The sequence below is a fragment of the Photobacterium sp. WH24 genome, assembly GCF_019204055.1.
Lineage (GTDB): Bacteria > Pseudomonadota > Gammaproteobacteria > Enterobacterales > Vibrionaceae > Photobacterium > Photobacterium arenosum.
This window is the reverse complement of the sequence record NZ_JAGSOZ010000008.1, coordinates 204,526-229,166: the sequence shown is the minus strand read 5'-3', so window position 1 is coordinate 229,166 and position 24,641 is coordinate 204,526. Positions and strand designations below refer to the sequence as shown.

General features: G+C 50.7%; 20 protein-coding genes. 4 read left to right on the top strand and 16 right to left on the bottom strand.

The window, feature by feature from the left end; translation table 11 throughout:
• The first annotated feature begins 3 nt into the window (after window positions 1-3).
• Window positions 4-1,188 carry a multidrug effflux MFS transporter gene (locus KCG43_RS12125; protein WP_218385185.1) on the top strand — a complete coding sequence of 395 codons (1,185 nt, stop codon included), beginning with the start codon at window positions 4-6 and terminating at the stop codon, window positions 1,186-1,188.
• 63 nt (window positions 1,189-1,251) lie between these two features.
• Here KCG43_RS12125 and KCG43_RS12120 read toward each other — a convergent pair whose 3' ends face one another.
• From KCG43_RS12120 to KCG43_RS12090, 7 genes are all read right to left on the bottom strand, one after another.
• Window positions 1,252-1,971, bottom strand: coding sequence for a gamma-glutamyl-gamma-aminobutyrate hydrolase family protein (locus KCG43_RS12120; RefSeq protein WP_218385150.1), 720 nt, complete (start codon window positions 1,969-1,971; stop codon window positions 1,252-1,254).
• A gap of 14 nt (window positions 1,972-1,985) precedes the next feature.
• On the bottom strand, window positions 1,986-3,155 hold the full coding sequence (locus KCG43_RS12115) for an iron-containing alcohol dehydrogenase (RefSeq protein WP_218385148.1): 1,170 nt from the start codon (window positions 3,153-3,155) through the stop codon (window positions 1,986-1,988).
• 22 nt (window positions 3,156-3,177) lie between these two features.
• The gene (locus tag KCG43_RS12110; protein WP_218385145.1) at window positions 3,178-4,569 is read right to left on the bottom strand and encodes an aldehyde dehydrogenase family protein; all 1,392 of its coding nucleotides are present in this window, start codon (window positions 4,567-4,569) and stop codon (window positions 3,178-3,180) included.
• 12 nt (window positions 4,570-4,581) lie between these two features.
• Window positions 4,582-5,964, bottom strand: a complete 1,383-nt coding sequence (locus KCG43_RS12105; RefSeq protein ID WP_255558013.1) for a glutamine synthetase family protein — start codon at window positions 5,962-5,964, stop codon at window positions 4,582-4,584.
• Between the two features lie 86 nt (window positions 5,965-6,050).
• A complete protein-coding gene (eat, locus tag KCG43_RS12100; protein ID WP_218385143.1) occupies window positions 6,051-7,484 on the bottom strand; it encodes an ethanolamine permease in 1,434 nt (477 codons plus the stop codon).
• A gap of 424 nt (window positions 7,485-7,908) precedes the next feature.
• Window positions 7,909-9,342, bottom strand: coding sequence for a DUF1254 domain-containing protein (locus tag KCG43_RS12095; protein WP_218385141.1), 1,434 nt, complete (start codon window positions 9,340-9,342; stop codon window positions 7,909-7,911).
• 403 nt (window positions 9,343-9,745) lie between these two features.
• The gene (locus KCG43_RS12090; RefSeq protein WP_218385182.1) at window positions 9,746-11,287 is read right to left on the bottom strand and encodes a methyl-accepting chemotaxis protein; all 1,542 of its coding nucleotides are present in this window, start codon (window positions 11,285-11,287) and stop codon (window positions 9,746-9,748) included.
• Between the two features lie 507 nt (window positions 11,288-11,794).
• Between KCG43_RS12090 and KCG43_RS12085 the strand changes: the two genes are divergently transcribed.
• From KCG43_RS12085 to KCG43_RS12075, 3 genes are all read left to right on the top strand, one after another.
• A complete protein-coding gene (locus KCG43_RS12085) occupies window positions 11,795-12,844 on the top strand; it encodes a S9 family peptidase (protein WP_218385139.1) in 1,050 nt (349 codons plus the stop codon).
• 10 nt (window positions 12,845-12,854) lie between these two features.
• Entirely contained in the window at window positions 12,855-13,877 is a 1,023-nt protein-coding gene (locus tag KCG43_RS12080) for a helix-turn-helix transcriptional regulator (RefSeq protein WP_218385137.1), read from the top strand.
• Between the two features lie 262 nt (window positions 13,878-14,139).
• Window positions 14,140-14,451, top strand: coding sequence for a GIY-YIG nuclease family protein (locus KCG43_RS12075; protein ID WP_218385135.1), 312 nt, complete (start codon window positions 14,140-14,142; stop codon window positions 14,449-14,451).
• Window positions 14,452-14,804: 353 nt separating this feature from the next.
• Here the strand turns inward: KCG43_RS12075 and KCG43_RS12070 are convergent, their stop codons facing one another.
• The 9 genes from KCG43_RS12070 to cpaB all read right to left on the bottom strand — a co-directional run bounded on the left by KCG43_RS12070 (window position 14,805) and on the right by cpaB (window position 24,638).
• Window positions 14,805-16,616, bottom strand: coding sequence for a pilus assembly protein TadG-related protein (locus tag KCG43_RS12070; protein ID WP_218385132.1), 1,812 nt, complete (start codon window positions 16,614-16,616; stop codon window positions 14,805-14,807).
• 255 nt (window positions 16,617-16,871) lie between these two features.
• Window positions 16,872-17,207 carry a DUF3613 domain-containing protein gene (locus KCG43_RS12065; RefSeq protein ID WP_218385130.1) on the bottom strand — a complete coding sequence of 112 codons (336 nt, stop codon included), beginning with the start codon at window positions 17,205-17,207 and terminating at the stop codon, window positions 16,872-16,874.
• Complete coding sequence (locus tag KCG43_RS12060; protein WP_192016175.1) at window positions 17,207-17,962, bottom strand: M48 family metallopeptidase; 756 nt, start codon at window positions 17,960-17,962, stop codon at window positions 17,207-17,209. Before KCG43_RS12060 ends, KCG43_RS12065 begins: the two co-directional genes overlap by 1 nt.
• Before the next feature lie 59 nt (window positions 17,963-18,021).
• Window positions 18,022-18,918: a type II secretion system F family protein gene (locus KCG43_RS12055; protein ID WP_218385129.1), complete on the bottom strand. Its 897-nt coding sequence runs from the start codon at window positions 18,916-18,918 to the stop codon at window positions 18,022-18,024.
• Window positions 18,919-19,101: 183 nt separating this feature from the next.
• Window positions 19,102-19,998: a type II secretion system F family protein gene (locus KCG43_RS12050; protein ID WP_218385128.1), complete on the bottom strand. Its 897-nt coding sequence runs from the start codon at window positions 19,996-19,998 to the stop codon at window positions 19,102-19,104.
• A complete protein-coding gene (locus KCG43_RS12045; RefSeq protein ID WP_218385126.1) occupies window positions 19,995-21,254 on the bottom strand; it encodes a CpaF family protein in 1,260 nt (419 codons plus the stop codon). The genes KCG43_RS12050 and KCG43_RS12045 overlap by 4 nt, the downstream gene beginning before the upstream one ends.
• 36 nt (window positions 21,255-21,290) lie before the next feature.
• Window positions 21,291-22,394, bottom strand: coding sequence for a hypothetical protein (locus tag KCG43_RS12040; RefSeq protein WP_218385123.1), 1,104 nt, complete (start codon window positions 22,392-22,394; stop codon window positions 21,291-21,293).
• A gap of 1 nt (window position 22,395) precedes the next feature.
• Window positions 22,396-23,526, bottom strand: coding sequence for a type II and III secretion system protein family protein (locus tag KCG43_RS12035; RefSeq protein WP_370630684.1), 1,131 nt, complete (start codon window positions 23,524-23,526; stop codon window positions 22,396-22,398).
• A 41-nt stretch (window positions 23,527-23,567) separates the two neighbouring features.
• Window positions 23,568-24,638, bottom strand: a complete 1,071-nt coding sequence (gene cpaB / locus KCG43_RS12030) for a Flp pilus assembly protein CpaB (RefSeq protein WP_218385115.1) — start codon at window positions 24,636-24,638, stop codon at window positions 23,568-23,570.
• Between the last annotated feature and the right edge of the window lie 3 nt (window positions 24,639-24,641).

Here is a 24,641-nt window from a genome sequence, read left to right as displayed (position 1 = left end):
GCGGTGTCAGCCGCTTTTTACTGGCGTCCGATTTTACTGGCCTGCCTGACCATCAGCATAGGTCAGTTTGGCATGGGGCTGGTGTTTCCTTCCCTGCCCTGGATAGCCAAAGACTTTGGCATATCCATCGATCAGGCTCAGCTGCTGATTTCGGTCTACTTACTCGGTTTCGGTCCGTCGCAATTCATCTACGGCCCGATCTCAGATGCCTTAGGCCGTCGCCGCGTGCTGTTAGCCGGAATCCTGCTTGCAGTGGCCGGTCTGATTCTGGTGATCCTTGCCAGCGACAGTTTTTACGGCTTAGTGGCCGGTCGCCTGATGCAGGGACTGGGGGCGGGTTGCTGCGCTGTGCTGGCCCGCGCCTCGACACGGGATTCGTACACAGGTGAACAACTGCCGCAGGCGCTGTCTTATCTGACCATGGTGGCCTCGTTTACGCCGATTTTTGCGCCCGTGATTGGCGGTTTCATTAACCACCACTTTGGCTGGCTGTCGGTCTTTATCGTGCTGGCAAGCTATATCACCCTGGTGTGGTTTGCATTGTGCCTGATGTTCAAAGAGACCATGCACGACAAACAAGCTGTGCCTTCAGTGAGGAAAGTCGCTGCGGATTACCACTCCCTGCTATTGTCGCGCTATTTTCTGAGTTTTGCCAGTATCGGCTGGCTGAACTTCAGTCTGGTCGTCACCACCATCTCGCTGATGCCCTTTATCATGCAGGTTCAGATTGGCATGACCTCAGACGAATACGCCCTCTGGGCTCTCCTGCCGACTGCAGGGTTGTTTTGCGGTGGTTTTCTGGTCAGCTGGCTGCGGCCAAAAATCGGCACCAAACGCATGCTGTACCTCGCACCTGCCATCCATCTCATTGCGGCGGCCTGGTTAATTCTGACACCGCTGACACCATTGATGATGATGCTGGGCCAGTTCCTGATGGTGTTTGGTAATGGCATCGCAATGCCTTGCGCCCAGTCGCAGGTGATGCTGCCGTACCGCAAACAGGCTGGCACTGTGGCCGCGTTATCCGGTGGCGGGCAGATGTTGCTTTCAGCCCTGGTCAGTATGGCGCTGATCAAGCTGGGCATTCATCAGGCCTGGCAGCTTGGCTGTGTGATCGGGATCTTTGCTCTGATTGTCACCCTGAATATCCGCAGCGGATTCCGCACACCGTTACCTGACAGCCAGTAAAGAAAAACCTGCCCCCGTTTGTGTTAACAGGGGCAGGTGCTCAGTCACAGTAAAACGGCAGAGTTACGATGAGCGCAGGAAATCGAGCATCCAGCGGGTGACTCTTTCACTGTCTACCGGCATGTGCAGCGATGTCAGTCCGGTATCCAGTACATTGGCTGGTAACAGCGCCTTTCTTGCCAGCATCAGGTCCCGCGAATAGGCCTTGCTGAATTCAGGGTGGCCCTGAATGCCGAGAAAATGCTCGCCCACTTGCAGCATGTAATAAGGGCAAAAATCACTCCCGGCCAGCACAGCCGTATCATCCGGTAACCTGACCACCTGATCCTGATGGCTGACCAGCAAAGACAGATCGGACGGGAACGCGGCATTTTCCGTTACTCCCGCCGGCAATGCATGCAGCGCATGTGTCGCCACACCAATCCCCCAGCCCTGCGGCGCCTGAATCACTTCGCCCCCCAGTGCTTTTGCGATCAACTGATGACCAAAGCAGATCCCCACCAGCTTCTTTTTACGGGCATGCAACGCCTGTACAAAAGCCAGCAACGGGGGGATCCAGGGCAGGTCATCGTTGACACTGTGACGACTGCCCGTGGTCATATACACATCGCATTCATCAACATCCTGTGGCAACTCGCCGTCCAGCGCCCGGTAAAAAACCAGTTCCGGCGCGTCACCGGCATCGCGCAGCAGCTGAGTGAACATCGCCGGATAATTACCGTGGTCAGCTTGCAAATCCTGCCTGACATCATCGCACTGCAGAATACCCATTCTTACCGTCATGGAGCCTCCTGGTGTCAGTGCTGTGGCAAGCGGCCCGTCACAGCGTCCACAAAAATCCGGCTGTATTGCTCGGCGCTCAGTGCAACAGGATTTCCGCCTGCCGACGGGTCCTGTACCGCCATGCGGCCTACACGCTGTGCTTCTTCAACCGTAATATCAATATCCGCCAGCGTATGGGGGATCTGCAGCGCGGCACGGAAATCCAGAATCCAGGTCAGGAAAGCATCGAAACCTGGCTCGGGTAAATCCAGATAGCGGGCCAGATGGGTCAGCTTATCTTCAATCACACTGCGGTTTGCCACCAGCACATAAGGCATCAGGATGGCATTCAATAAGCCGTGATGCTTGTCGTATAACGCCCCCAGTGTGTGGGCGATGGCATGCATCCCGCCCAGACCACGCTGAAAGGCAGTCGCGCCCATACTGGAGGCCACCAGCATCTGGGTGCGGGCCTCAAGGTTACTGCCGTCGGCAACCGCCTGTGGCAGATAGGCTTTAATCAGCCGGATCCCTTCCAGTGCGATACCTTCGGCCATCGGGTGATAGCCGTTGGCACAATAGGCTTCAAGATTATGCGACAGCGCATCCATGCCGGTCGCCGCTGTGATATGCGGCGGCAGCCCGGTCGTCACCGCCGGGTCGAGCAACACACGTACCGGCAGCATCTTAGGATGAAAAATGATCTTTTTGACGTGGTTGGCCGTATCTGTGATTACAGATGCACGCCCGACTTCAGAGCCGGTCCCGGCTGTGGTCGGGATCGCGATTACAGGGGCAATGGCATCCGCATTGGCCTGCAACCAGTTGTCGCCCACATCTTCGAATGCCCACAGCGGCAGTGACTGTCCCGCCATCAGGGCAATGGCTTTGGCGGCATCCAGGCTGGAACCGCCACCAAAGGCAATCACACCGTCAAAACCGCCCTGACGATACACAGCCAGGCCGTCTTCGACATTCTCGCCGGTCGGATTACCCTGAATCCGGCTGAACACCTCACAGCCAATGCCGGCTTCGCGGCATAACGCCACAGTTTCCGTCACCATGGGCAGGGCTGCCAGTCCGGGATCGGTGACCAATAATGCGTTGCTGATCCCGGCGTCGCGGCATGCCTGTGCGATTTGCTGTAAACAACCGTCACCTACTGTGATCGGCGTTGGATAATTCCAGTTTCCTTTCAGCGACATCTTGCTCTCCTTACACGCCGGTTCAGGCCAGTGATTTAATATGAAATGACTTCGGACGTGTCAGCGCCGCAAAGCCCAGAGCCGACAAAGTGCAGCCGCGGCCAGACTGTTTGACCCCGGTCCAGGCCAGCGCCGGATCGAGATAATCACAACGGTTAATAAAGAAAGTACCGGTTTCCACCTGCTGGCCTAAGGCAATACCCCGCTCAATATCACGGGTAAAAATGCTGGCGGTCAGGCCAAAATCGCTGTCGTTCATCAGCGTGATAGCTTCTTCATCGCTATTCACTTTCATAATACCGACAACAGGCCCGAACGATTCTTCGTGCATCACACGCATCGAATGATCAACCTGGGTCAGAATCTGCGGCGCCAGATAGGGCGATCCGGCCTGACTGAGCGGAAAAGCCTGCTCATCAATATGGGCAACTGCACCCTGCGCTATCGCCTCCTGAATCTGGCCACGGACAAAATCAGCGGCACTGGTACGGACCAGCGGCCCCAGCGTCGTGCCCGGCTCATCCGGTCGGCCCAGCTTATATTGTCTGACGATCGCTACCGCTTTTTCGACAAAGGCGTCATACACAGAAGCGTGAACATAAATACGTTCAATACCACAGCACGACTGGCCGCTGTTGAAAAATGCCCCGTCAATCACGGTGTCAGCCGCATCATCCAGATCGGCATCTTCGCGCACGTAAGCCGGATCTTTACCGCCCAGCTCCAGTCCAACGCCGATAAAACGGCCTGCGGCGGCTTGCTCGACATGCGCGCCGGCCGGTACTGAGCCGGTAAAGGCGACATGATTCACCGCGTCAGACTGAATCAGTTTGGTGGTGTCTTCGTGCGTCAGATGCAAAAACTGAAACACCCCTTCCGGCAGACCTGCGGCATCAAAAGCCGATTTCAGCCGCTCAGCACACAGGGGCGTTTGTGCAGAATGCTTGAGGATGACACTGTTACCGGCCAGCAAGGCAGGCACAATACTGTTGATGGCCGTCAGGTACGGATAATTCCAGGGGGCGATAACAGCCACCACACCAACGGGCTCACGGGTAATGTAACGGCTGAAGCCGGGCTTGTCGGGTAAAGTGATCGCGGCAAGCGCCGCATCGCTTTCGGCGATCATATGGCGTGCCCGTTCCGCCAGACCGGCAATTTCACCCTGCGCATAGCGGATCGGTCTTCCCATCTGCCAGCAAATTTCCTGGCCGATCTCAGCTTTATTGGCTTCAAACCAGTCAACCGCTTTGCTGCACATTGCCTGACGCTCGCTCAGTGCAACGCTGGCCCAGCTTTTCTGGGCACTTTTCGCCAGCGTCAGCGTTTGCTGAATCTCATCGCCAGAGGCAAGCGGACGCGTGACATACACACTGCCGTCTACCGGCGATATCGTTTGTTGCATTCGAGTCATGACGCATCTTCCTTAAATAATTTCGAAATAACGATCCATTTCCCAGTCAGTCACGTGTTTTCTGAATTCACGCTCCTCCCACTCACGGCTGGCAGCAAAGTGCTCAACGAACTCATCACCGAACATGGTTCGGGCAGCGTCAGACTGCTTAAACCGCTGCGCGGCATCCCACAGGGTACGTGGTAATTGTAGCTCTGGTGCATGTTGCTGTTCGTAGGCATTGCCCTTCACCTGCTCGAACGGTTCCCATTCCTGCATAATGCCGTACAGACCGGAAGCCACGGCGGCTGCCAGCGCGAGATACGGGTTAGCATCTGCTGCGCCTAAGCGGTGTTCGATGCGCTGGGATTGTTCACTGCCGGGAATAATCCGCAGGGCTGTGGTGCGGTTTTCCACGCCCCAGGTGGCATCTGTCGGTGCCCAGAAGCCGGGGATCATACGGGTATAGCTGTTGATGGTCGGTGCAATCAGACACAAAAACTCAGGCATTAAGCGCTGCTGGCCGGCCAGAAAATGCCGCTGCAGTTTGCTCATATTGTGAGTCTGTGTCGGGTCGTAGAACGCCGACGAGCCGTCTTTGTTTTTCAGCGACACATGAATATGCCCGCTCTGGCCCGGATAATCTCCCGACCATTTCGCCATGAAGGTCGCCAGCAGATCCCTTTTCTGAGCCAGTACTTTCATAAAGGTTTTGAACAGTGCCGCTTTGTCGGCCGCCGCTTCAGCGCCATCAACCGCGATGGCGGCTTCTAAAACACCGGGACCGGTCTCTGAGTGAATGCCTTCAATCGGAAAATCCATCTGCTCACTCATGCCCAGAATGGCTTCATACAAGCCGGAATGCACCGAGTTTCGAATCATCGAATAACCAAACCAGTCCGGCGTGATGGTTTCCAAGTTGCGAAAGCCTTTTTCTCTGGCTGAATGCGGTGTTTCATTGAAAACGAAGAACTCATATTCAAGGGCAGCAAACACATCAAAGCCCATGTCATTGGCTTTTTTCAGCACCTTTCGCAAGGTGCCACGCGGGCAGACTTTCTCAGCTTCATCGGTAAACTCGGCAATAAACAGCAGCATACCTTCTTCACCGTAGACCTCCCGGCAGGTGTGCGGCAAAATGCGTACTGGGGCGTCCGGGTAGCCGGTATGCCAGCCGGTATAACGGGTATTGTCGTAGAGCTGATCTTTGGAGTCCCAGCCCAGCACGACGTCACAAAACGCGAACCCCTTTTCAAGCGATGAAAAGAACTTGGATTTCGACATATATTTACCGCGCATGATGCCGTCGTTATCAAACAAGCCGACTTTCACGTGGGTCAGTGCGCGTTCTTCTACAATGGCCATTGCATCGGCAATCGTCTTCACTTCTCTGGCTTCCATGTGTACCTCTTTCATCAAGATGACTCGTTCCTGAGCCTGTTTGGAGATAAGTTCAATCCGGACGCACTGACCAACAGCGGCAGCCGCGTCCTCAAATGACATTAACTGAGTTCAGATTCTGCATCAGCAATCAGGTCAAACTCTTCTTCCGGTGCATTGGCGACAATACGGTGACGACTGTACAGCGCGAAGTAGGTCAGCATGACAGCGTAAAAGAGTGCGGACCACAGCGCCGCCTGCAGGCTCACCACAAAAGTGGAAGCCAGCGCAACCAGCGACAATGCCAGCGCAATGCCCGAGGTCAGCGTGCCACCCGGCGTTTTATAAGGGCGTTCCAGCGCTGGCTCTTTGCGGCGCAGAATAATATGGGACAGGCTCATCAGAGCATAAGAGACAGTGGCGCCAAACACCGCCATGGTGATCATCAGATCCCCTTCGCCGGACAGCGACAACAGAAAGCCGATGATGCCGGGTACGATGAGTGCCCAGACCGGCACTTTACGCTCGCCGGACAGGGACAGAAAACGGGGCAGGTAGCCGGCACGCGATAGTGCAAACACCTGGCGTGAGTAGGCATAAATAATAGAAAAGAAGCTGGCAATTAAGCCGAACAGGCCAACAAGGTTAACGAATTTCGCCGCCAGCGATTCCGTGCCGTACACCGACTGCAAAGCACCAACCAGCGGCGCACTGTGCGATTTCATGGCTTCGGCTCCGGCACCGCCCGGCACCAGAATCAGCACCACAGCGGCAAATACTATCAGTACCAGCATGGAAGCGATAATGCCACGCGGCATATCTTTGGCCGGATTGGTAGCTTCTTCAGCCGCCAGCGGCACACCTTCGACCGCCAGGAATAACCACATGGCAAATGGCAGTGCCGCCCAAATTCCCATATAGCCTTCCGGCAGAAAGGCGCTGGCGCCGGCGACATCTGAATTAACGGCAATATCAAAAAGGTTGTTGATGTCAAAATGCGGCAGCATACCCAGCGCAAAAACTATAATCGCAATCACCGCCAGCAAGGTGATCCCCATCATAATACGCAGTGCTTCTCCGGCACCCCACAAATGGATACCGACGAACACACAATAAAAAGCCGCGTATACTATGGGCCCGTCAATACCGATTAACTCATTCACGTAGCCGCCGATGAAAATCGCAATCGCGGCAGGGGCAATGGCATACTCCAGCAAGATAGCAGTACCGGTCAGAAAGCCTCCCCACGGCCCCATGGCGCGACGGGCAAAGCTGTAACCACCACCAGCAGTGGGAATCGATGACGACATCTCGGCCAGACTCAGTACCAGGCACATATACATCAGCCCCATGACTATCGTGGCCAATAGCATGCCGCCAAACCCTGCCCGCTCTAAGCCAAAATTCCAGCCAGCGAAATCCCCGGAGATCACATAAGACACACCCAGGCTTGCCAGCAGTACCCAGCCTGCCACGCCTTTTTTGAGTTGTCGTTTACTTAAGTATTCGTCAGAAACGGTATGGGTTTCGACGGCTTGCTCGTTGCTGCCAGACATAACTTTTCCTTTTCTACAGTGAATGAAGTTAAATCGCACATCTTGTTAAGCTTTTGTTAACTTAATGGCGGCATCTACTGCCCGGCAACAAGAATCAGTTAGGCTAAAACTAAGGTATAAGTTTTATTAATAGTAAGCGGCATTTCCGTGACGGCGAGCCGCTATGTGATGAATTTTAAGAAGAAAATAGCAGGTTTATGTGTTCGCTTATGTGTGACCGCTGATGCCGGGGCAAGACAGGAGCGAACGCCAGTGCAATCACCTCGGGTACCAGAAGCAAAACCGCTAACAGCAAAGAGGGGGGATGAAATAAGCACCGGCAGCATCTGAACATAACGAAGAGACCACCCCATGCTGCGGCGCATTATCACAACGCAGAATGGAGTGGTCTTTGTAAAATGATTCAAAGCACTGCAGGGTTACATCATTTTGCAGCCGGAACCGGAACCGGTTTTGGCTTCGGATAGTCACCGCTAATGATGGCTTTATCCGGTCCGTAGTTTCGCAACACAATCCAGAATGGTCCATCGGGTGATGGCAACCAGTTACTTTCCTTATCCGGCCCAGGTGACTCATGCTGGAAATAAATCGTTAATGAACCGTCATCGTTGCTTTTTACTCCCGGAGTCGTACTTGACAGCGAATATCGGTTGATCGGGTTTTCCACCAGCCATCGCTGTGGCAGTTTATACATAGTGAATGACCAGAAATATTTCACTGGTGGTATCTGCCCCGCAGGAAAAGTCACTGAATAATTATTTTTACTGGCATCAAGAGGCTGATCATTCGAATCAAGCGGAATAGAAAAATATACCGCCTGCTCATTAGCATTACCAAAAATACCCAGCACAACCCCCAATGTCCGCTTCAGATAATCCGTGCCAATCCGCTCGCGACTGCCAAACAGTGTGCCTGAATCCAAAGTAGGATCGTTTCCGGCTTTCTGGAATTCGGCCAGCGCATCCTGTACCCCCGCCCGCATCGCATCCTGAATCGAGGGGTCTAAGGCTGAAAAGTCAAAAGGTTCGCCCGTGCCAATGCCTAAGGCTTTGAGTTTATTGTACTCCGCGGCATCATCCGCATTGGGTGACGTAAACGGGAGAAGAAAGTCAGCGTAGCGCCAGAATTGATCTGTTTTTTCATCGCCTTCTGTCCATGCCGGCCAGTCAATGGCCGGTGCTGGCGCTGGGGCGGGCTGACCCAGGAATTCGCTGAGCGGTTGCAGCTTGTACGCTTGCTGTATCTTCTCAACATTAGGCATATCATCCTGCCCTCCGATGAGCTGTGTACGTGTCAGTGTCCCCAGGAACTGACTCTCCCCGCGGATGACTCGTTTAATACCTTCTGGCGTTTCACCTTGCCAGTCCGGTGCAACGAGCATGAAGCTTCCGCCACCGTTGCCATCATTCAAAGAGCCGGGATTATCAATAACATATGCCCACAAATCATCCCACTGGCTGGTGTAGTAACGCTGAGCTTCTATCTCAGGCAAAGTGACTACCCAAGGCTCAGACCGCAAATCCACCCAGGCATAAGAATAAGGGGTATCAATATTGGGTGTGACAATATCTGTGTCTGCGGGGGTAGACGTGCCTAAATGCAGCCACTTGCCAAATGCCGCATCCCCTTTAATTGCCTGAGAATACATAGTGCGATAATTCAGCACTAAGGGGTAAACAAAAATGTACGCATCACGGGCATATTCGCGCGCCTGCTCAGCAGTTAAAGAATTCGATGAAGATGAGGTTGTCGTTGTAGCAGAAGCTGTATCCGCGGAGGTATTGGAAGCAGCTTGATTCGGATCGTTACACGCGACAAGCAAAGTCGTCGACAATGTCACGGCAAGTAGACGTTTCATGCGATCAATTCCTGTTGTTCATTTTTAGAAAAGATAACTGTTCGGACTTCGTGTACCACAATGCAAAAACACGCGAGCCAGCCTGCGTAGACGTTATTGCTACTGCTTCAAAGCAGACCGTTTGTAACTTTAGACCAAGACGGAAAGATAAGCATCTAATATCACAATACTTTCAGGCCAAGATTTCGGAATCAGACCATAACAACCAGAAGCAGGATGGTGACGAAAACACGACAGAATCCATTGTTAGGCAGGGAAATGAACGCAGTTGAACGAGCTTGAAGAATTTACGCAAAGTGAACATTTATTCTGGCAATGAAGCAGAATGCCTGCCCGGAAAGTAATGCTCGTTCAGCAAGGGAGAACCTGCTCCCTTGCTGAAGAGTCAGTTAACCAGAAATAACTATCGTACCTGTCTTGCCAGTTTGAAAGCCCCCACCAGTCGATCCAGTTTCTCTGCCAGGCCGGCCAGATCCTGACTGGTTTTTTCCAGCTCCATACTGGCATCCAGCCCGGTCTGCACCGCCTGATTCACCGTATCCATGTTGAGATTGATTTCATTGGCCACACTGGATTGCTGCTCTGTAGCCGTGGCAACCTGAGTGTTCATGTCCAGAATCGCGACAACCTGACCCGAAATTTCGTCCAGCGCACTCAGGGCGTCTTCGGTGGCTTTGGTGCCTTCTTCAGTCAGGGATTTGCTGCTTTCCATCGCAGTCACTGCGTTTTTCGCTTCATGTTGCAGCTGGTCAATCATACGCTGGATTTCATCGGTAGACTGAGCCGTTTTAGTCGCCAGATTACGCACTTCATCCGCGACCACAGCAAATCCACGACCGGCCTCACCGGCACGGGCTGCCTCAATGGCCGCATTCAGCGCCAGCAGGTTCGTTTGCTCGGAAATGCCGCGAATCACATCGAGAATCGAGCCGATTGACTGCGTTTTATCTGCTAACGTCGCAATCACAGCAGACATGTTATTCATTTCACCGGCCAGATGATTAATGGTATTGGTCGCCGCTTGCAACGTCTTGCGTCCGGCCTGAGTTTCGCTGTTCGCACTGCCTGCAGACTCTGCGGCACCTGCAGCGTTATTGGAAATTTCATTAATCGTTGCGATCATTTCATTCATCGACGTCACCACCAGTAGCGTCTGTTCGCTCTGGTCTTGCCCTCTCGACAATGCGTGCACCGACTGATCACGCAGCGAAGCTGCAGAGCGTCCCAGGCCAACACCTGTATCAACAACCTGAACGATGATGTCGTTGATCTTGCTGACAAAGATATTAAATGCTTCAGAAATACGGGCGATCTCATCATTCCCTTTTACCGGCAGACGCACCGTCAGGTTGCCATCGCCTTTGGAAATATCTTCCAGCGCCTGCTGCAATCCGGTAAGCGGCATGAACAAACGGTTCAGTATCCACATCAGAAAAGCCGCGCAGATGATAAAAATAATGATGATGGCGGTGAGCTGAGCAATCACAATTTCACTGGCGGCATTATCGACTTCTGTAATAGGAATGCCGACGTCGAACGCGCCGTAAAGCGATCCGTTCACATGCACAGGCATCATGATGTCGTATACCCAGACTTTCTGAACATCCGCATACCACTTGGAGTGTTTCGGTTTACCTTGTCCTGCCCCTTCCACTGTGTAGCTGTCGTCATAGACTTTGTTCAGCTTTTGCGGATCACTGTGGGCAATGGCCGTGATGTTTTTATTAATCACTACGGCATAACTGATATCGCTGCGCTGCTTGAGCGACAACACCAGTGCCTGTAAATCGTCTTCCGGCTGCTGAGAGTTCTCAAGCACATACTCAACATTCTTTGCCAGTAATTCAGCTTGTACCTGCGATTTTTTCAGAATAATACTGTCTATTTCCTGATGAGAAATATACGACGTAAACCAAATACTCGCTATCGCTGCAATGGCAAACATTGCACAGACAACCATCACTATAAATTTTTTCATTAAACGTTAACCCTGACTGTGTGGATTTGTAAAACTCATTGATATCAAAGGAATAGATACATTAACGAACTTATTTTTTGTTGTGCTGAAAAATCCAATGTTTGACCAGAAATGAGCAGACAAAATGCAAGCCTGATTTCATCAGACATGGGTTGCGATAATCCACTTTTTTAATACTTTATCTACATAATTTGAGGTGAATGCACATTTTAACGCACATTATTCTTTTTAGGTATCAATATAAAAGTAATCAAAAAACCACCCATTAAAAACACATAACGGGCATAATTTAATCACATTCAACTGTTTCAGAACTCTTTTTAACTAACGTCCGTTGATAGATAGCTTTCACCCTTCCTTAAAACAGCAAGCATCTTCCATCAAACAGCAAACAGAGACACGTTTTCTTTAGCCGTTCCCGCGATACTCTTGCTGGCACATTACACCTACTTTTAGCAGCTGATGGTGATCTGAATGAAACTGCTTGTTCTGTTATTCGTCCTGACGCTTTCGGCCTGTTCGTCAGAAGAACACATTGTTTTCCGGAGCGGCGATAATCAACTGTCCGGGGTGTACCTGCCACCGACAGGGAGCCAGACTAGCAAGGCGGTGCTGCTATTTGTTCATGGTGACGGTGAAATGCCCCATGACGCTTACGGATATTACCCTTTGCTGTGGGATCAGCTCCGCGCCCAAGGGTACGCGATCATGAGCTGGGATAAACCTGGCGTCGGGAAATCTAGCGGAAACTGGCTTGAGCAGTCGATGGCAGACAGACAGGCCGAAGTGCTTGATGCGATTCAATGGGTACAGTCCCGATATGGTTTCACTGCCCGGCAAACCGGTGTAGTGGGATTCAGCCAGGCCGGTTGGGTACTGCCGTCACTGGCAACCGATCATCAGGCACAGTTTGGCTTTATGGTTGGTATTGGCTTTGCGACCAACTGGATTGAGCAAAGTCGTTACTATACCCGGCTCAAACACACTGAGGCCAGCGCAACGGAAGCAGAGATTCAGGCAGCCCTTCTGGCGTATGACGAAGAAATTGCCTTATTGCTACAAGCACCCGCCTATGCAGACTACCGGCAAGCGATGGGTGATCAGGCCATGCTGGCAGACAGGTACCACTTTGTTCTGAAGAATCTGCAGTCAGATGCCCGGCAGGACTACCCGCTGATTCGCACACCTGCTCTGCTCATTTGGGGAGAGGATGATCTCAATGTCGATGCCCGGCTTGAGTTTGAAAGACACCAGCGCGCTTCAAATCCTTTTGTCTCAACCCGGCTGATCGCAAGCGGTAATCATGGGCTTTTGGATTCAGCCTATTTTCCCAGACAGCGTATGGATACAGGGGATCTGCTCAAACTGCACTGGCTGGGTGAGTCCGCACTGGCGCCCGGCGTTATCCCAACGCTGATCCACTGGCTGAACCTGCAGTCACAACAAACGGCTCACTCACTCTGGCTGAGCCTGCTCAAAACGGACAATCCGTATCAACCCATACCAGTAACACTGCAGCTGTAGTGAGCACACAATGTCCAGTCAACATCTTGCAAACAATTGCATCAGGGCGCATAGTGACATTCATTTTCACTTCGCCCGTTCAGCCATGAAACAGAGCCCGGATTCTTTTGATACCTTCATGTCGCTCTATGAACTCGTGCCCGAGCGCACCCTGCTCGCGCCGTTGGCGGACAATATACGAAAGCGCTTCGAAATGGCTTTGCAGCTGATGCACAGTACGCTCAGTGACAGGCTGACCTGGGAGCAAATTGCCAGCAGAAGTGCCATATCGCCCTTTCATTTTCACCGGCAGTTTACCCAGTTATTTCATGAAACGCCGGGGCAATATTTACACCGTATCAGACTGCAATATGCCATCTCACAGTTGCTGATGTCGCGAAACAGCTCAATTACCCAAATTGCGTTGTCCTCTGGCTATTCCTCGTCGCAGGCACTGGCGAAAGCCCTCAAACGGGACACTGGCTATCAGGCAAAACACATCAAAGCATTAGGACAAACGGGCACGCCAGATGAAACCATCGCTTTGCTCAGTAAGCTGGCGCATCCCAGCCAGCATCGCACTTCTGAAGTGGTACAGCCCCCCCTTGAACAGCAGTTGGCTTTATCTATGCCGTGTGAATTAATCTGGTTTCCGGCAAGAGGGATCTACACGCAAATAGCCCACAGAGGAGACTGGCACAGCTTGTTCAATCAACACGGGCAGCAGACGGCCAAAATGCTCTGCGCCACACCCGTGCTGGAGCTGGATCGCCCCTGGCATGACATCACATCCGTCACAGGAAAATGGCGAACACCACCAGAGCCAAACGACCATCTGATTGCAGAAGGCTACTATTTATGTACCAAAGTCCGCGTCGCCTCTGACATTGCTTATCTCAATGCCATTGAGAGCCTGTTCCGGCAAGCCGAATTACTTGGCTATCCCCTCGACAATCACGGCAGTCTGGTCGAAATACTGCTGGGTATGGATGCTCGTTTCACGGGCACAGCCAGTTTTCATTTTCAGATTCCGGTTCAGTTGGCAATCACATAAAGTGTCTGATTAAGGAAAACTGTAGCTGCACTCTCGTTGTGAGAAAGTAGTCCATATATCTCGAAGGCTGAATTCCATATTTACCATTTCATCCATTACAAAGACGAATAACGCAAACTGCATCTAAGAAAAGTGAAATCACATTTCAACACTTTGGTACTAGCTATTAACCATGTCGATAATTTCACTTAACTTAATTTATATTTACTAACAAAACCCCAATATAAATCAAATAGCCACTTACGATGGGGGTCTAATTAATATGGATAAACATCCTTGCGTTTACATTCTTGCCAGTAAGAAAAACGGAACAATGTATATAGGTGTAACGAGCAATTTAGTAAATCGTATCTGGTTACACAAGCAGAAAGAGAAATATGGATTTACTAGAAAATATAATGTGCTACGCCTAGTTTACTTTGAACAAGTAGACGATATGTATTCTGCCATCCAGAGAGAAAAACAACTCAAGAAATGGAGAAGGCAGTGGAAAATGAACTTGATTGAGAAATCTAACCCACAATGGCGTGATCTGTACTCTGAAATCACTGGATTCCCGCCTTCGCGGGAATGACATAAAAACTTACAACCGAGTGAGTTATTGCTATTAAATCTTGAAGTTATCAGTCTGATGAAAAAACAAATCATCGCTATATTTTGAGACAGACAAGTTTAATATCCACAATCAAAAAACCTTTTTATGAATTATTTAAATGGAATATTTAAAATATCAACCACGCCCTTAAACTTGTTTACAACATGATTATTAACTAAAAATTATCTATAGTTTAAAATTATTGACACTTTAAATATCACTTATAATTTAAATATCACTTATAATTTAAACGTCACTTATAAATTAAACGTCATTCCCGCGAAGGCGGGAATCCATTGAAACACGAAACTCAAAACATTCTCAGCAGGTCATTATTCAATCAAACCACCGCCGTCAACGTCGATAGATTTGACGAATACATCGGCTGTGCCGACTTGGATACCGAGGACATTTGTTAAAATCGTGTCTAAAACTATCACCAGAACATCATCAATCAAATCGATAACAACTGGGATTAATCCAGTTAAAAGAGCATCTAATACACTCCCAAGCAATGGGTCTAGTATCCCTAACCCTTTCACATCAACACAAATAACATGTTTAGGATCATCGCAATCCCTACTGCCGTTTTTAATTGAGTCTAAAGCTCCCTGTAGAGTGTTTCCAGCTCCTGGATTAACAGTAGAAACCTTCTGTGGCATTTCTAATTCTTTATCAATTGTGCCAATGTGATTTACAAAAGTTGAAGATGAAACTGGTACACTTATCGCTGTTTCAACAGATAAAGTTTTCAGGCCAACTTTTGCACCAATTTTTATTGGAGCCCCTTGGGAACCAAAATCATCTTTGTCCCCTACAGCACCTCCATCTCCAATTCTAATTGTTGCAACTGATGGTTTTGTGGAGAAATCCATTTTCATCCCGTTACCAGATAAGGAGCAACCATAAACATCTAACAGCCTAGTTTCCGCTTGAGCTATAGTAGCATGAACTCCTATTGTACCTACCTCTAAGGCTATTAATCCTAAATCCAAGCCACCATTTAACAGTGTAGCTTTCACTTTTAAATCAACTTGAGATGTTTTAGCTGACGCCACAAAGTCATCATTTAATGTAGCAGGCAATTTCCCAAATTCAAACTGTGGCGGTTCTATTACCTTCAAAGCAACAGCTAAACCTGCAACACCTAAATCAACATCTAAATTTGGAATAGATATAAAATTGTCTTTATTCGCCGCATATATTGTTCCAGAGACCAAATCAAAAAGATTAATTTTACTTGCGAGGGCAGCACTCTTAACCATTTCATCATGAGCATGTATGCCTAAAGACAGTATCTCCGACAATTGTATTCTTGGTAACCCACTATTTAATGCTAATTGATTTATTGTAGATAACACAGCACCCTCATCTGTAGTTTCTCCTAGCACTAATATTGAGGCTTCAATAATATCAGCCACATTCACATAAGCATCTAATATATCATCAACATCACCCACAGTCAGATCAGTAAATAATAATGAACTACCATCGCTATCTTTTAGGTTAGGAAGAAGTTCTATCAATAAAGCCGCAAGACTGATTTTTCCATTCACTAAAGCATCATAAGAAATAATATTTAGATTTCCTTTTAATGCAGCACCTAGGACTGAATTAGTTAACCCAACATTTACTGCAGAAGACCCCACCCCAAACCCAACCGACATGCGTTTATAAACCGCCGCCGACGCGCTCAGAGTGACATCGTTCGGGTTATACAGCTGTGAAATCAAACTGCCGGGTACGGTTTTACTGATGGTGACTCTGCCAGCACTTTTGACTGTAGTGCTGGCAGGTTCGAATTCCCATTCATTGCCGGCGATCTGCGCGGCACCGAATTCAATCGTTGGATTTGAGGCTGTGGTATCAAAACCATTGGCTGCCAGATTCTGTTTTACCAGTGTCTCCAGCGTATCTTTATTGTTGATTCCGTCGATATAGCAGGCACTTCGCCCTAAGCTGAGTGCCGCTAAATCGGCCTGTTTCTGGAGCTTGCGTTTTTCCATGTACAGGCGGCCGGTGTCGACGGCCATTGCCAGGAACAGCACCATGCTGACCATGAGTAAAATCAGACCTACCCCAACCGCGCCGCGCTGGCGGGATATCCGAGAAAAACGACCAGGCGATCTCGATGTACTCAACATATCCTAGCTCCTCATGGCGACTGTGAGTGATAACACTGATGCCTCAGTGTGCCGCCAGTGCTGATGATTCTCATGCCTGTGCCAGCGCAGAGGTGTTATCAGTCAGCGTCATGTTCCGTTAAGTGGATTCCCGCCTGCGCGGGAATGACAGGTCAGTACGTGAAAACAACAAGTCAGTACGTGAAAACAACGAGTCAGTACGCGAAAAAACGAGCCAGTGCGCCAAGTTCGTGTGAGTCGGCTTTTGATTCACCATTAACTGCCACCAAAGTTGTCTTTAATAAATTTATCCGGAATCGGGTGGCTGAAGCTCTGTTGCATCCGCTGCTGTGTCGCCTTCGCGGCTTCTGGCGTCAGGGTATCGGTCTGGGATGTTGCCATCTGGCCGCGCGTCTGCATATTCAGCCAGAGCTGAGTCATGTTCTTGCGCTCACTTTTCATGACCGGTTTTAACTGCGCTGTAGTGGTTGCCGGGTACGCACTGATTTCTCCCGGTTCTGTCGCTGAACGTGTTTCTGCCATAACCGGCGCGGCAGTGCCTGCAAACGCAAACGCCATCGCAGTGATCAAAGAGGTGTATGTCCTTTTCATCACAAAGCTCCTGTACTTTCTTTGCCCGATTGAGAAGGATCCAGCTGCAACGGCCTGAAGGCAGTAATGGCATCCATCATTTCCTGCTGATCGGCATAGTCCCATTCGAACCGGGAAGCCAGCGTCGCAGCCGCTTGTTTCTGGTTGGTTTTCAATAAAACGAACCACAGATTTTTCGCCGCATTCGGGTGCGACGGATTCAGCTCCAGCGCAGTTAACAATTCATCTCTGGCTTTCTGATCCTGCCCTGTTACCAACAGTAAAAAGCCAAGATCATTGCGGACATCGGCTTCAACCGGGGCGGCTTTGGCCGCTTTTTCCATCCACTTCATGGCGTCCTGCATATTGCCCTGATACGAAGCGATCAAACCCAGCCCGTGATACGCACTGCCCGAAAGGCAGGTGTTAAGCATGCCTTTATACAAAGCGGACGCTTCATCCCATTTGCCCAGTTTGCGGTAGCTGTTAGCACGCATTATCCGCACGCTCAGGCCATCTTCATCCAGATCATCCAGTGCTGCCAGCGCCAGATAATACTGGCCTTGATCCATTTGCTGTTTCACCATCGACAGCTTCATGCCGTCTTTAGCGATCAGTGTTTCACCACAAGCGCCAGACTGTACGGCCTTGTTTGCCGTTTGCTGGGCCGTTTCTTCCTGAGGCGAACCCGAGCAGGCAGTCAGCGTTATTGCCAGCAGGCCGCCTGCCCAATAGCGGTAATACCTGATAAATCCGTTGCTAAACTGACTTTTCATATCCACATCCTTGTCATTCTTATTGTTTCTTTACCGCCGCACGTTAATGGCAGGAGGCATCAACTGCCAATCGCCTTGACGAGTGCCATGAACCCCGGTCCGGCTAGCACAACAAACAGTGCCGGAAACAGGAACACCATCATGACAACTGACATTTTCCCCGACAGTTTAGTGACTTTTTCCTGCAGTTGAGTGCGTCGTCTGTCCTGCAACAACTGTGATAACTGATTCAGCGAAGCCGACATATTGCCGCCGGTTTCAGATACCTGTGCCAGCATGGTTAACAAATCCTGCATGCCGGTGGAATCGTTCACGCTGGCCACTTCACTGAATGCCGAGGAACGTTCCTGGCCCGCTTCAATTTTGCTGAGTACCAGTTTCAGTTCTTTATTCAGCTCAGGAGTCAGTTCCGACAGTTCACGGGTCAGGGTGCGCAACAAACTCTCCAGCGACAAACCGACATCCCACAAAATTTTCATGACCTGCAGGCCGATAATCATTTCTTCATCAATAATCCGGGTGCGCTTGGCCGCTTTTTTCTTAAGCCATTGAATAGTGAGATACGCCGTACCGAGCGCACTGATAAACGCCAGACTGATTTTATTGTTTACCGGCGCATCGGCCTGGATGAGCTGACTGGCGAACACCAGCTGAACGGCACACCACACGGCTGCCATCCTGAACACGGCCAGTGTCTGCTCGCGGTTGGAGATGTATCCGGCTTTACGCATCATCTCCAGAATCTCGCTCAGGAATGAGGCATTACGCCGCTTGGTTTTCCCCCACAACATCTGGCCTGTCTGAATCACACGCTCGCCGGGCGTCTTACCCAGCGATTTAGCAAGGTTTTGCTCGACGCTGCGTGCTTTTTGTAATTTGACTGACCAGTACATCAAACCGGCCCCGCCTGCAGTGAGCAATAAACTGGCAATGATCAAATAAGCGGTGACTGTCATTCTCTACCTCTGTCTATACCTACTCTGCTTTGCCGTCCTTAGATTCCCGCCTTCGCGGGAATGACGGCGAGTCGGCGTGTACGTCATTAAGACTTCTCGCCACTGCACGCTTTTTATCTTTTTACTTCGTCATCCCCGCGCAGGCGGGGATCCATTAAGCGGCATGAACCCAGCCAAACCGCCTTATAACGACCGAACCATGCGCCACAGCACCAAGGCGCCCAGTACCTGCGCCCCAATGCCCAGCATCAGTGCCTGCCGGCCTGATTCATCTGCCCACATAGACAACAACTGCTGGGGATTAGACACCAGCATATAAATTGCCATGGCCGTCGGTGCCACTCCCATCACCCAGGCTGTCACCCTGGTTTCCCCTGTCATCGACTTCAGTTCACGCTGGCTGCGTTCCTGCTGATGCAGCAACTCAACCAAATTCTCTAATGCCGCCGTCACGCTGCCGCCAAACTGATGATTCACCTTAAACACAGAGCCAAGCAGGGCAAATTCCTGTACACCGGTTATTTTTGCTTCTTTATAGAAGGAGTCATAAAGTTCTGTGCCCAGGCTGGTACGCTGAACCGCCCGTTGCGCAGCACTGCGTAAAGGGTTATTCATCGCGGGCAGTACCTGCTCGACTGCTTTGTTGAGCGACATGCCAACATGTATACGGCGATTAAGGTGATCAATAAATCCTGGTAACTGCTGAAGAATCTTCCGGCGTTTATTACTTTTTCGGATCTGCCCCAGCAGGAGAATAAATCCCACAGAAACAAGCAAACCAATGCCCAGCCCGCCAATACCAGACAGGCGAGCCAGCACGAAAGGCCCGCACAACAGGCAAGCCGCATAAACCACCAGCATGTAAACCGATGTGCTCAACCCCAGTCGCTGCCAGTTTTCCTGCAAGCGATCCTTGCGCTGGACAGGCCGTTCGTCTGCACCCTGTTTCCGGGCTTTCTCTGTCGCAGCTTTTTCTGTTGCAGCTTTGGAGGTCGCAGCTTTGGGCCGCCTGGTGGCAATCACCATTAATACGCAGCTGGCAAGCAGCAATACCACCGCGATAAAGATCGCGCTGTTCATAGCCCCTCCTCCAGCTTTTTACGCAGGTGGACTGACATAGCATCAACAGGCACAAAATCTTCTGTCTGCTGGTTATATTTATACAGTTCCTGAATGCGGATCTGATCGTCTGCCACGTCTTGTACTTCAACAATGTGAGTAATGACCCGCTTACCGCTTGGCAGTCGTGAAACCTGAACAATCATATCCAGTGCAGTGGCAATAATTTGTTTAATCAGCGATTCGGTGGAAGTGAAACCGGCCAGTGTAACCATCATTTCCAGCCGCACCAGCGCATCGCGGGGGGAGTTAGCATGCAGGGTACTCATCGACCCTTGGTGGCCTGTGTTCATCGCCTGCAGCATATCCAGCACTTCACCCCCACGGCTTTCACCCAGAATGATGCGATCAGGCCGCATCCGCAGGGCATTTTTGAGCAAATCTCTGGCGGTCACTTCGCCATGGCCCTCAGAGTTTGGCGGGCGTGTTTCCAGACGGACAACGTGCCCGTTTCTGAGTTGCAGTTCGGCGGCATCTTCAATGGTTACAATACGTTCACCGGTATTGATGTACTGGCTGAGAATATTGAGCAAGGTGGTTTTACCTGACCCCGTTGAACCACTGATCAGAATATTAAAACGCGATTTAGCACAGCTTCTCAGCAGCTGATGCATGGCAACGCTCATGGCGCCATTTTGAATTAAGGTATCCGCCGTCAGACCTTCTTTTTTGAATTTCCGGATAGACAGGCAAGGGCCATCAATAGACAAAGGCGGGATCACCGCATTGATCCGGCTGCCGTCGGGCAAACGGGCATCCACCATGGGGTTAGACTCATCAATTCGCCGGCCAATTGGCGAAATCATACGGCGAATAACCCGCAAAACATGCTGATCATTCATGAACCTCAGGGAAATCCGGCTTAACTGACCGCTTCGCTCAACATAGATGTTTTTCGGGCCGTTAATTAAAATATCGTCGATGTTTGGGTCATCCAGCAGGTTCTGTAACGGGCCAAAACCGACGATTTCATCCATCAGTTCCGTGACCAGATCCTGTATATTCAGATGTTGATTCAGTTCCTTATGCTGCTGAAAATACTGACGAACGTAATCATGTACGTGCGGCTGCATTTCCTGACGTTCCATCTCGAACATCAGGCCATCTTCTTCCAACTGCTCTATGATGTAACGGTGTAATTCCGCTTTCAGAGCCAGCGTCGATTCTTCCTGCTGAATCACCAATTCCCTGCTTGGCCACACCACTTCATTTCCCATACCTGCTCCTTGATTTGAGAAATCACCTAAGGATACTTACCAGCCCAGAGAAAACTGCCAGCGTGATTTTTCTGTCGACAGCCAGAGCAATTTCTCAACCGCCTTCATATACAACCTGAACTCACCACTGGGCGGAAACAGTGCGTTAGCATTAATGTCAGTAATGACTGCAAAGGTGTACGGTAAATCGCCACGAACTAAGATCGGAAGCTGATTTTGGATCATCTCTTTCCCCGGCATCACTTCAGGGGAAAAAGGCGCCAGCACTAAATTCACGCTGCCCGGCCTGATCCCCTGAAGGTAAAGTAATTCAGCCAAATCGCAGGCGCTTTTCAGGCTGACGTTTTTTTGATCGGCCAGCAGCCAATGCTGATCGCAGCGATTGACCATGAAAAACAGTAAAGGGCTGGGTGGCATACCGGTGAGATTAATAATGATATTGCTGTACATGCCTTCCAGCAGATCCATCACTTCCACCAGTGCTTCCATGGTTACAGCGCTGTAATTGTCCGAGTCCGGCATGCCGATAACATGAATACCGGTTGTGGCGTCCAGCTCTTGCTCCTGAAGCCACTGCGCACTGAGATAATCTTTTTTCTCCAGCAAGGTGAGAAAATCAATACGATCACCGCAGCCCAAATAAGAAGACACATCACTGTATGGTCGCCCCAGATCCAATAACAGGACGGGCTGATTGTGCTTTCGTTGCAGCTGTGACGCTGCAGCTATGGCCAGCAACGCACCATCACAGTCATTGCGGGGCGATAACAGCGCCAAACGCGATGTGGCGTCAAAAGACGTCATCTGCGTCAGATTCATGATCAGATCTGTCAGTCCCTCCAGCTCACACCAGTGAAGGTGTTTGCGGACCAGCTGGTTTTGCTGAATGCCATGCCAGTGCGCCTCTGGTGTCAGATCCACCAGAATGACGCGCCGGGGCGCAAAGTTATCCATCAGGCTTTCGATATCGGACATTGGCCAGTCAGAGGCCACTAAAATCAGAATGCGCGTCTGTTTCCAGGCCAGGTTAGAACTAAGATGAGACGCATCTTCTATCCATGTCAGCGTACACCCTTCCGGGATCGCTTCTGACACATCCAGTTTGGCGTGATGATCCGCCGTATAGGCCATGAGCTGCATCTTAACCCTCCCCTGCAAAACCCATTTTTACGGGTAGTTCTCTGGGTTCAGCATCCAGAAAAATTAATTCGAAAAAGTTGGGTTTAAACTGACGATACATTTCGCCCGGTAATGGTGGTAGTGGCGCATTGCTGGCAAAGGGTTTCACCAGATGCGGCGTAACGACCATCATGAGTTCTTTGTCATTCTCTTCTAACCGGGTTGAGCGAAAAAAGGCGCCAAGAATTGGAATGTCACCCAATCCCGGGAAACGGTTGGCATTTTTGATCGTACTGCGGCTGACCAGCCCGCTGATCACGAAGCTTTCGCCGTTGCCCAGCTGAACTGTGGTGTCTGTGCGGCGTACCGACAATCCCGGCACTATAACGCCGGAGGCCTGTACACCCTGGGCATAGTTCAGCTCACTCACTTCAGGGGCCACTTTCAGCATAATGCGATCGCCAGACATCACAGTCGGCGTCAGGTTCAGACGAACCCCAAATTCTTTAAACTCTATGCTGATATCATCATCACTGGTGCTTTTCGGATACGGAAATTCCCCACCGGCCAGAAAGGTCGCAGTATGGCCAGACATAGTCACCAGGCTGGGTTCAGCCAGCGTGTAGGCAAAACCGTTACTGTCCAGCGCACTCACTGTGCCGAGAAAATGATCCGCCACGTTGCCGATCACCAGATTGAACGCATCGCCACTGGATAAGAAGCTGCCACGAAAACCATTAAACGAAGCGCCAGTGATCGCACTGGCATTCCCAATACCCCAGAAGGTGCCGCCGGAACCCTGCTTACCGAAAAAGAAGCCCGCTTCTTTGAGCGCACTTTTGCTCACTTCAACCACTTTAATATCTGTCTGCACCTGAATATTGGATGTTGCAACACCACCGGGGTTCACCGAAATCCGGTGGCGGACTGGTTCATCTGAGCCTCGTTCCCAGATCAGAAGAGATGTCGTTCCTGTCTGCTTACCTGTCACCAGTAACTCAGAGGTACTTAACACTTTAACGCCCGCCACAGAGGGTTCACCAATGGCTGCCCGCTGAATGCGTTTCCCGGAATGCACGGTCACTTGCTGACCAACATCCAGTTGAAAATCACGGGCATTGACGGACACACTCAGGCTTAGAGCCAAAAACACACATAATCCATTAACAAAACGCAGCATTCACTCTCTCCCTGTCAGTGGCTGGTGCGAACCAGAGTTCGGTTCTCGCCCTGATACACCTCAACCCGAGGCGCAACGTAACGGTATTTCACCGGAGTCGGTTTTTTCACTTCCACTTCTGCTTCGCGATACCCACCCAGCGTTTTTAATGAGATGACATAGCTGTCGTCTTGTTTAACATCTTCAGGTTCTTTGATCGTTGAATGGCTGGGTGCTGTCATCATTACAGCAGGTGCGCCCTGTGAGGTACTGGCTGTTTTCTGCGAAGAAATAATGACTTTAGGCGCCTGAATAACGCCCGCTGTTTGATTGACGCCAAGTGTCTGATTAGCGTCAGATGTCTGACCGGCAACCGGCGTGTAGGCCATCATGCTCTCTGTATCAGCCGTTAACTCAACGGCAGGTGCCAGCTCCTGGGTGCCCACCACTGCCAGCCTGAGCTGCCCCGTGGTTTCTGCCAGCAATAACTGAGGCGTATCTGTGGCGGGAACGGCCAGCACGACAGTTCTGGCCTTATCGTTAATTTGCTTCTCTGTTTTTTTACTGTCGAAGTTCAGTTGATCCCCGACAGCCAGCACTTCTACGTTACTCAGAATGCGCCGGGCGGTACTGTTATCGCCCGATTCCTTATTGGCGCGGAGCAGGTAAATCACATCTACCCGATACCCGGGATGAACATGTCCGCCGACTGTGGTCAGTTCACTGGCTTGAATCGCAATCGCGCGGTATCCCTGAGGCAGAGACTGTGCAATGGGTAACTGACCCAGCAACAGAGCAGATTTGAGGCGGGTTCCTTTCACAACAGACAATTTCAGCTGTCTGCCAATAAAAGGGGAATAGTCGCGAATGTCTTCGGCGGTGGCATCGGTTACTTGTGTGGCGACCAGCATATCTTCCGTCAACACAGCCTGTTTCGGTACATCATCAGCGAATGCCCAGACAGTCACCACAGGCTTAGAAACAGAAACCGCTGGCGATGAGGCTTGCGTTGAGGTGCGGCCACTCAAGGTAACACCGTACCAGCCAATTAAGAGCGCCATCACCAATAAGACGGCAGCAGCAATTTTTAACGTGCGTCCCTGCATTTT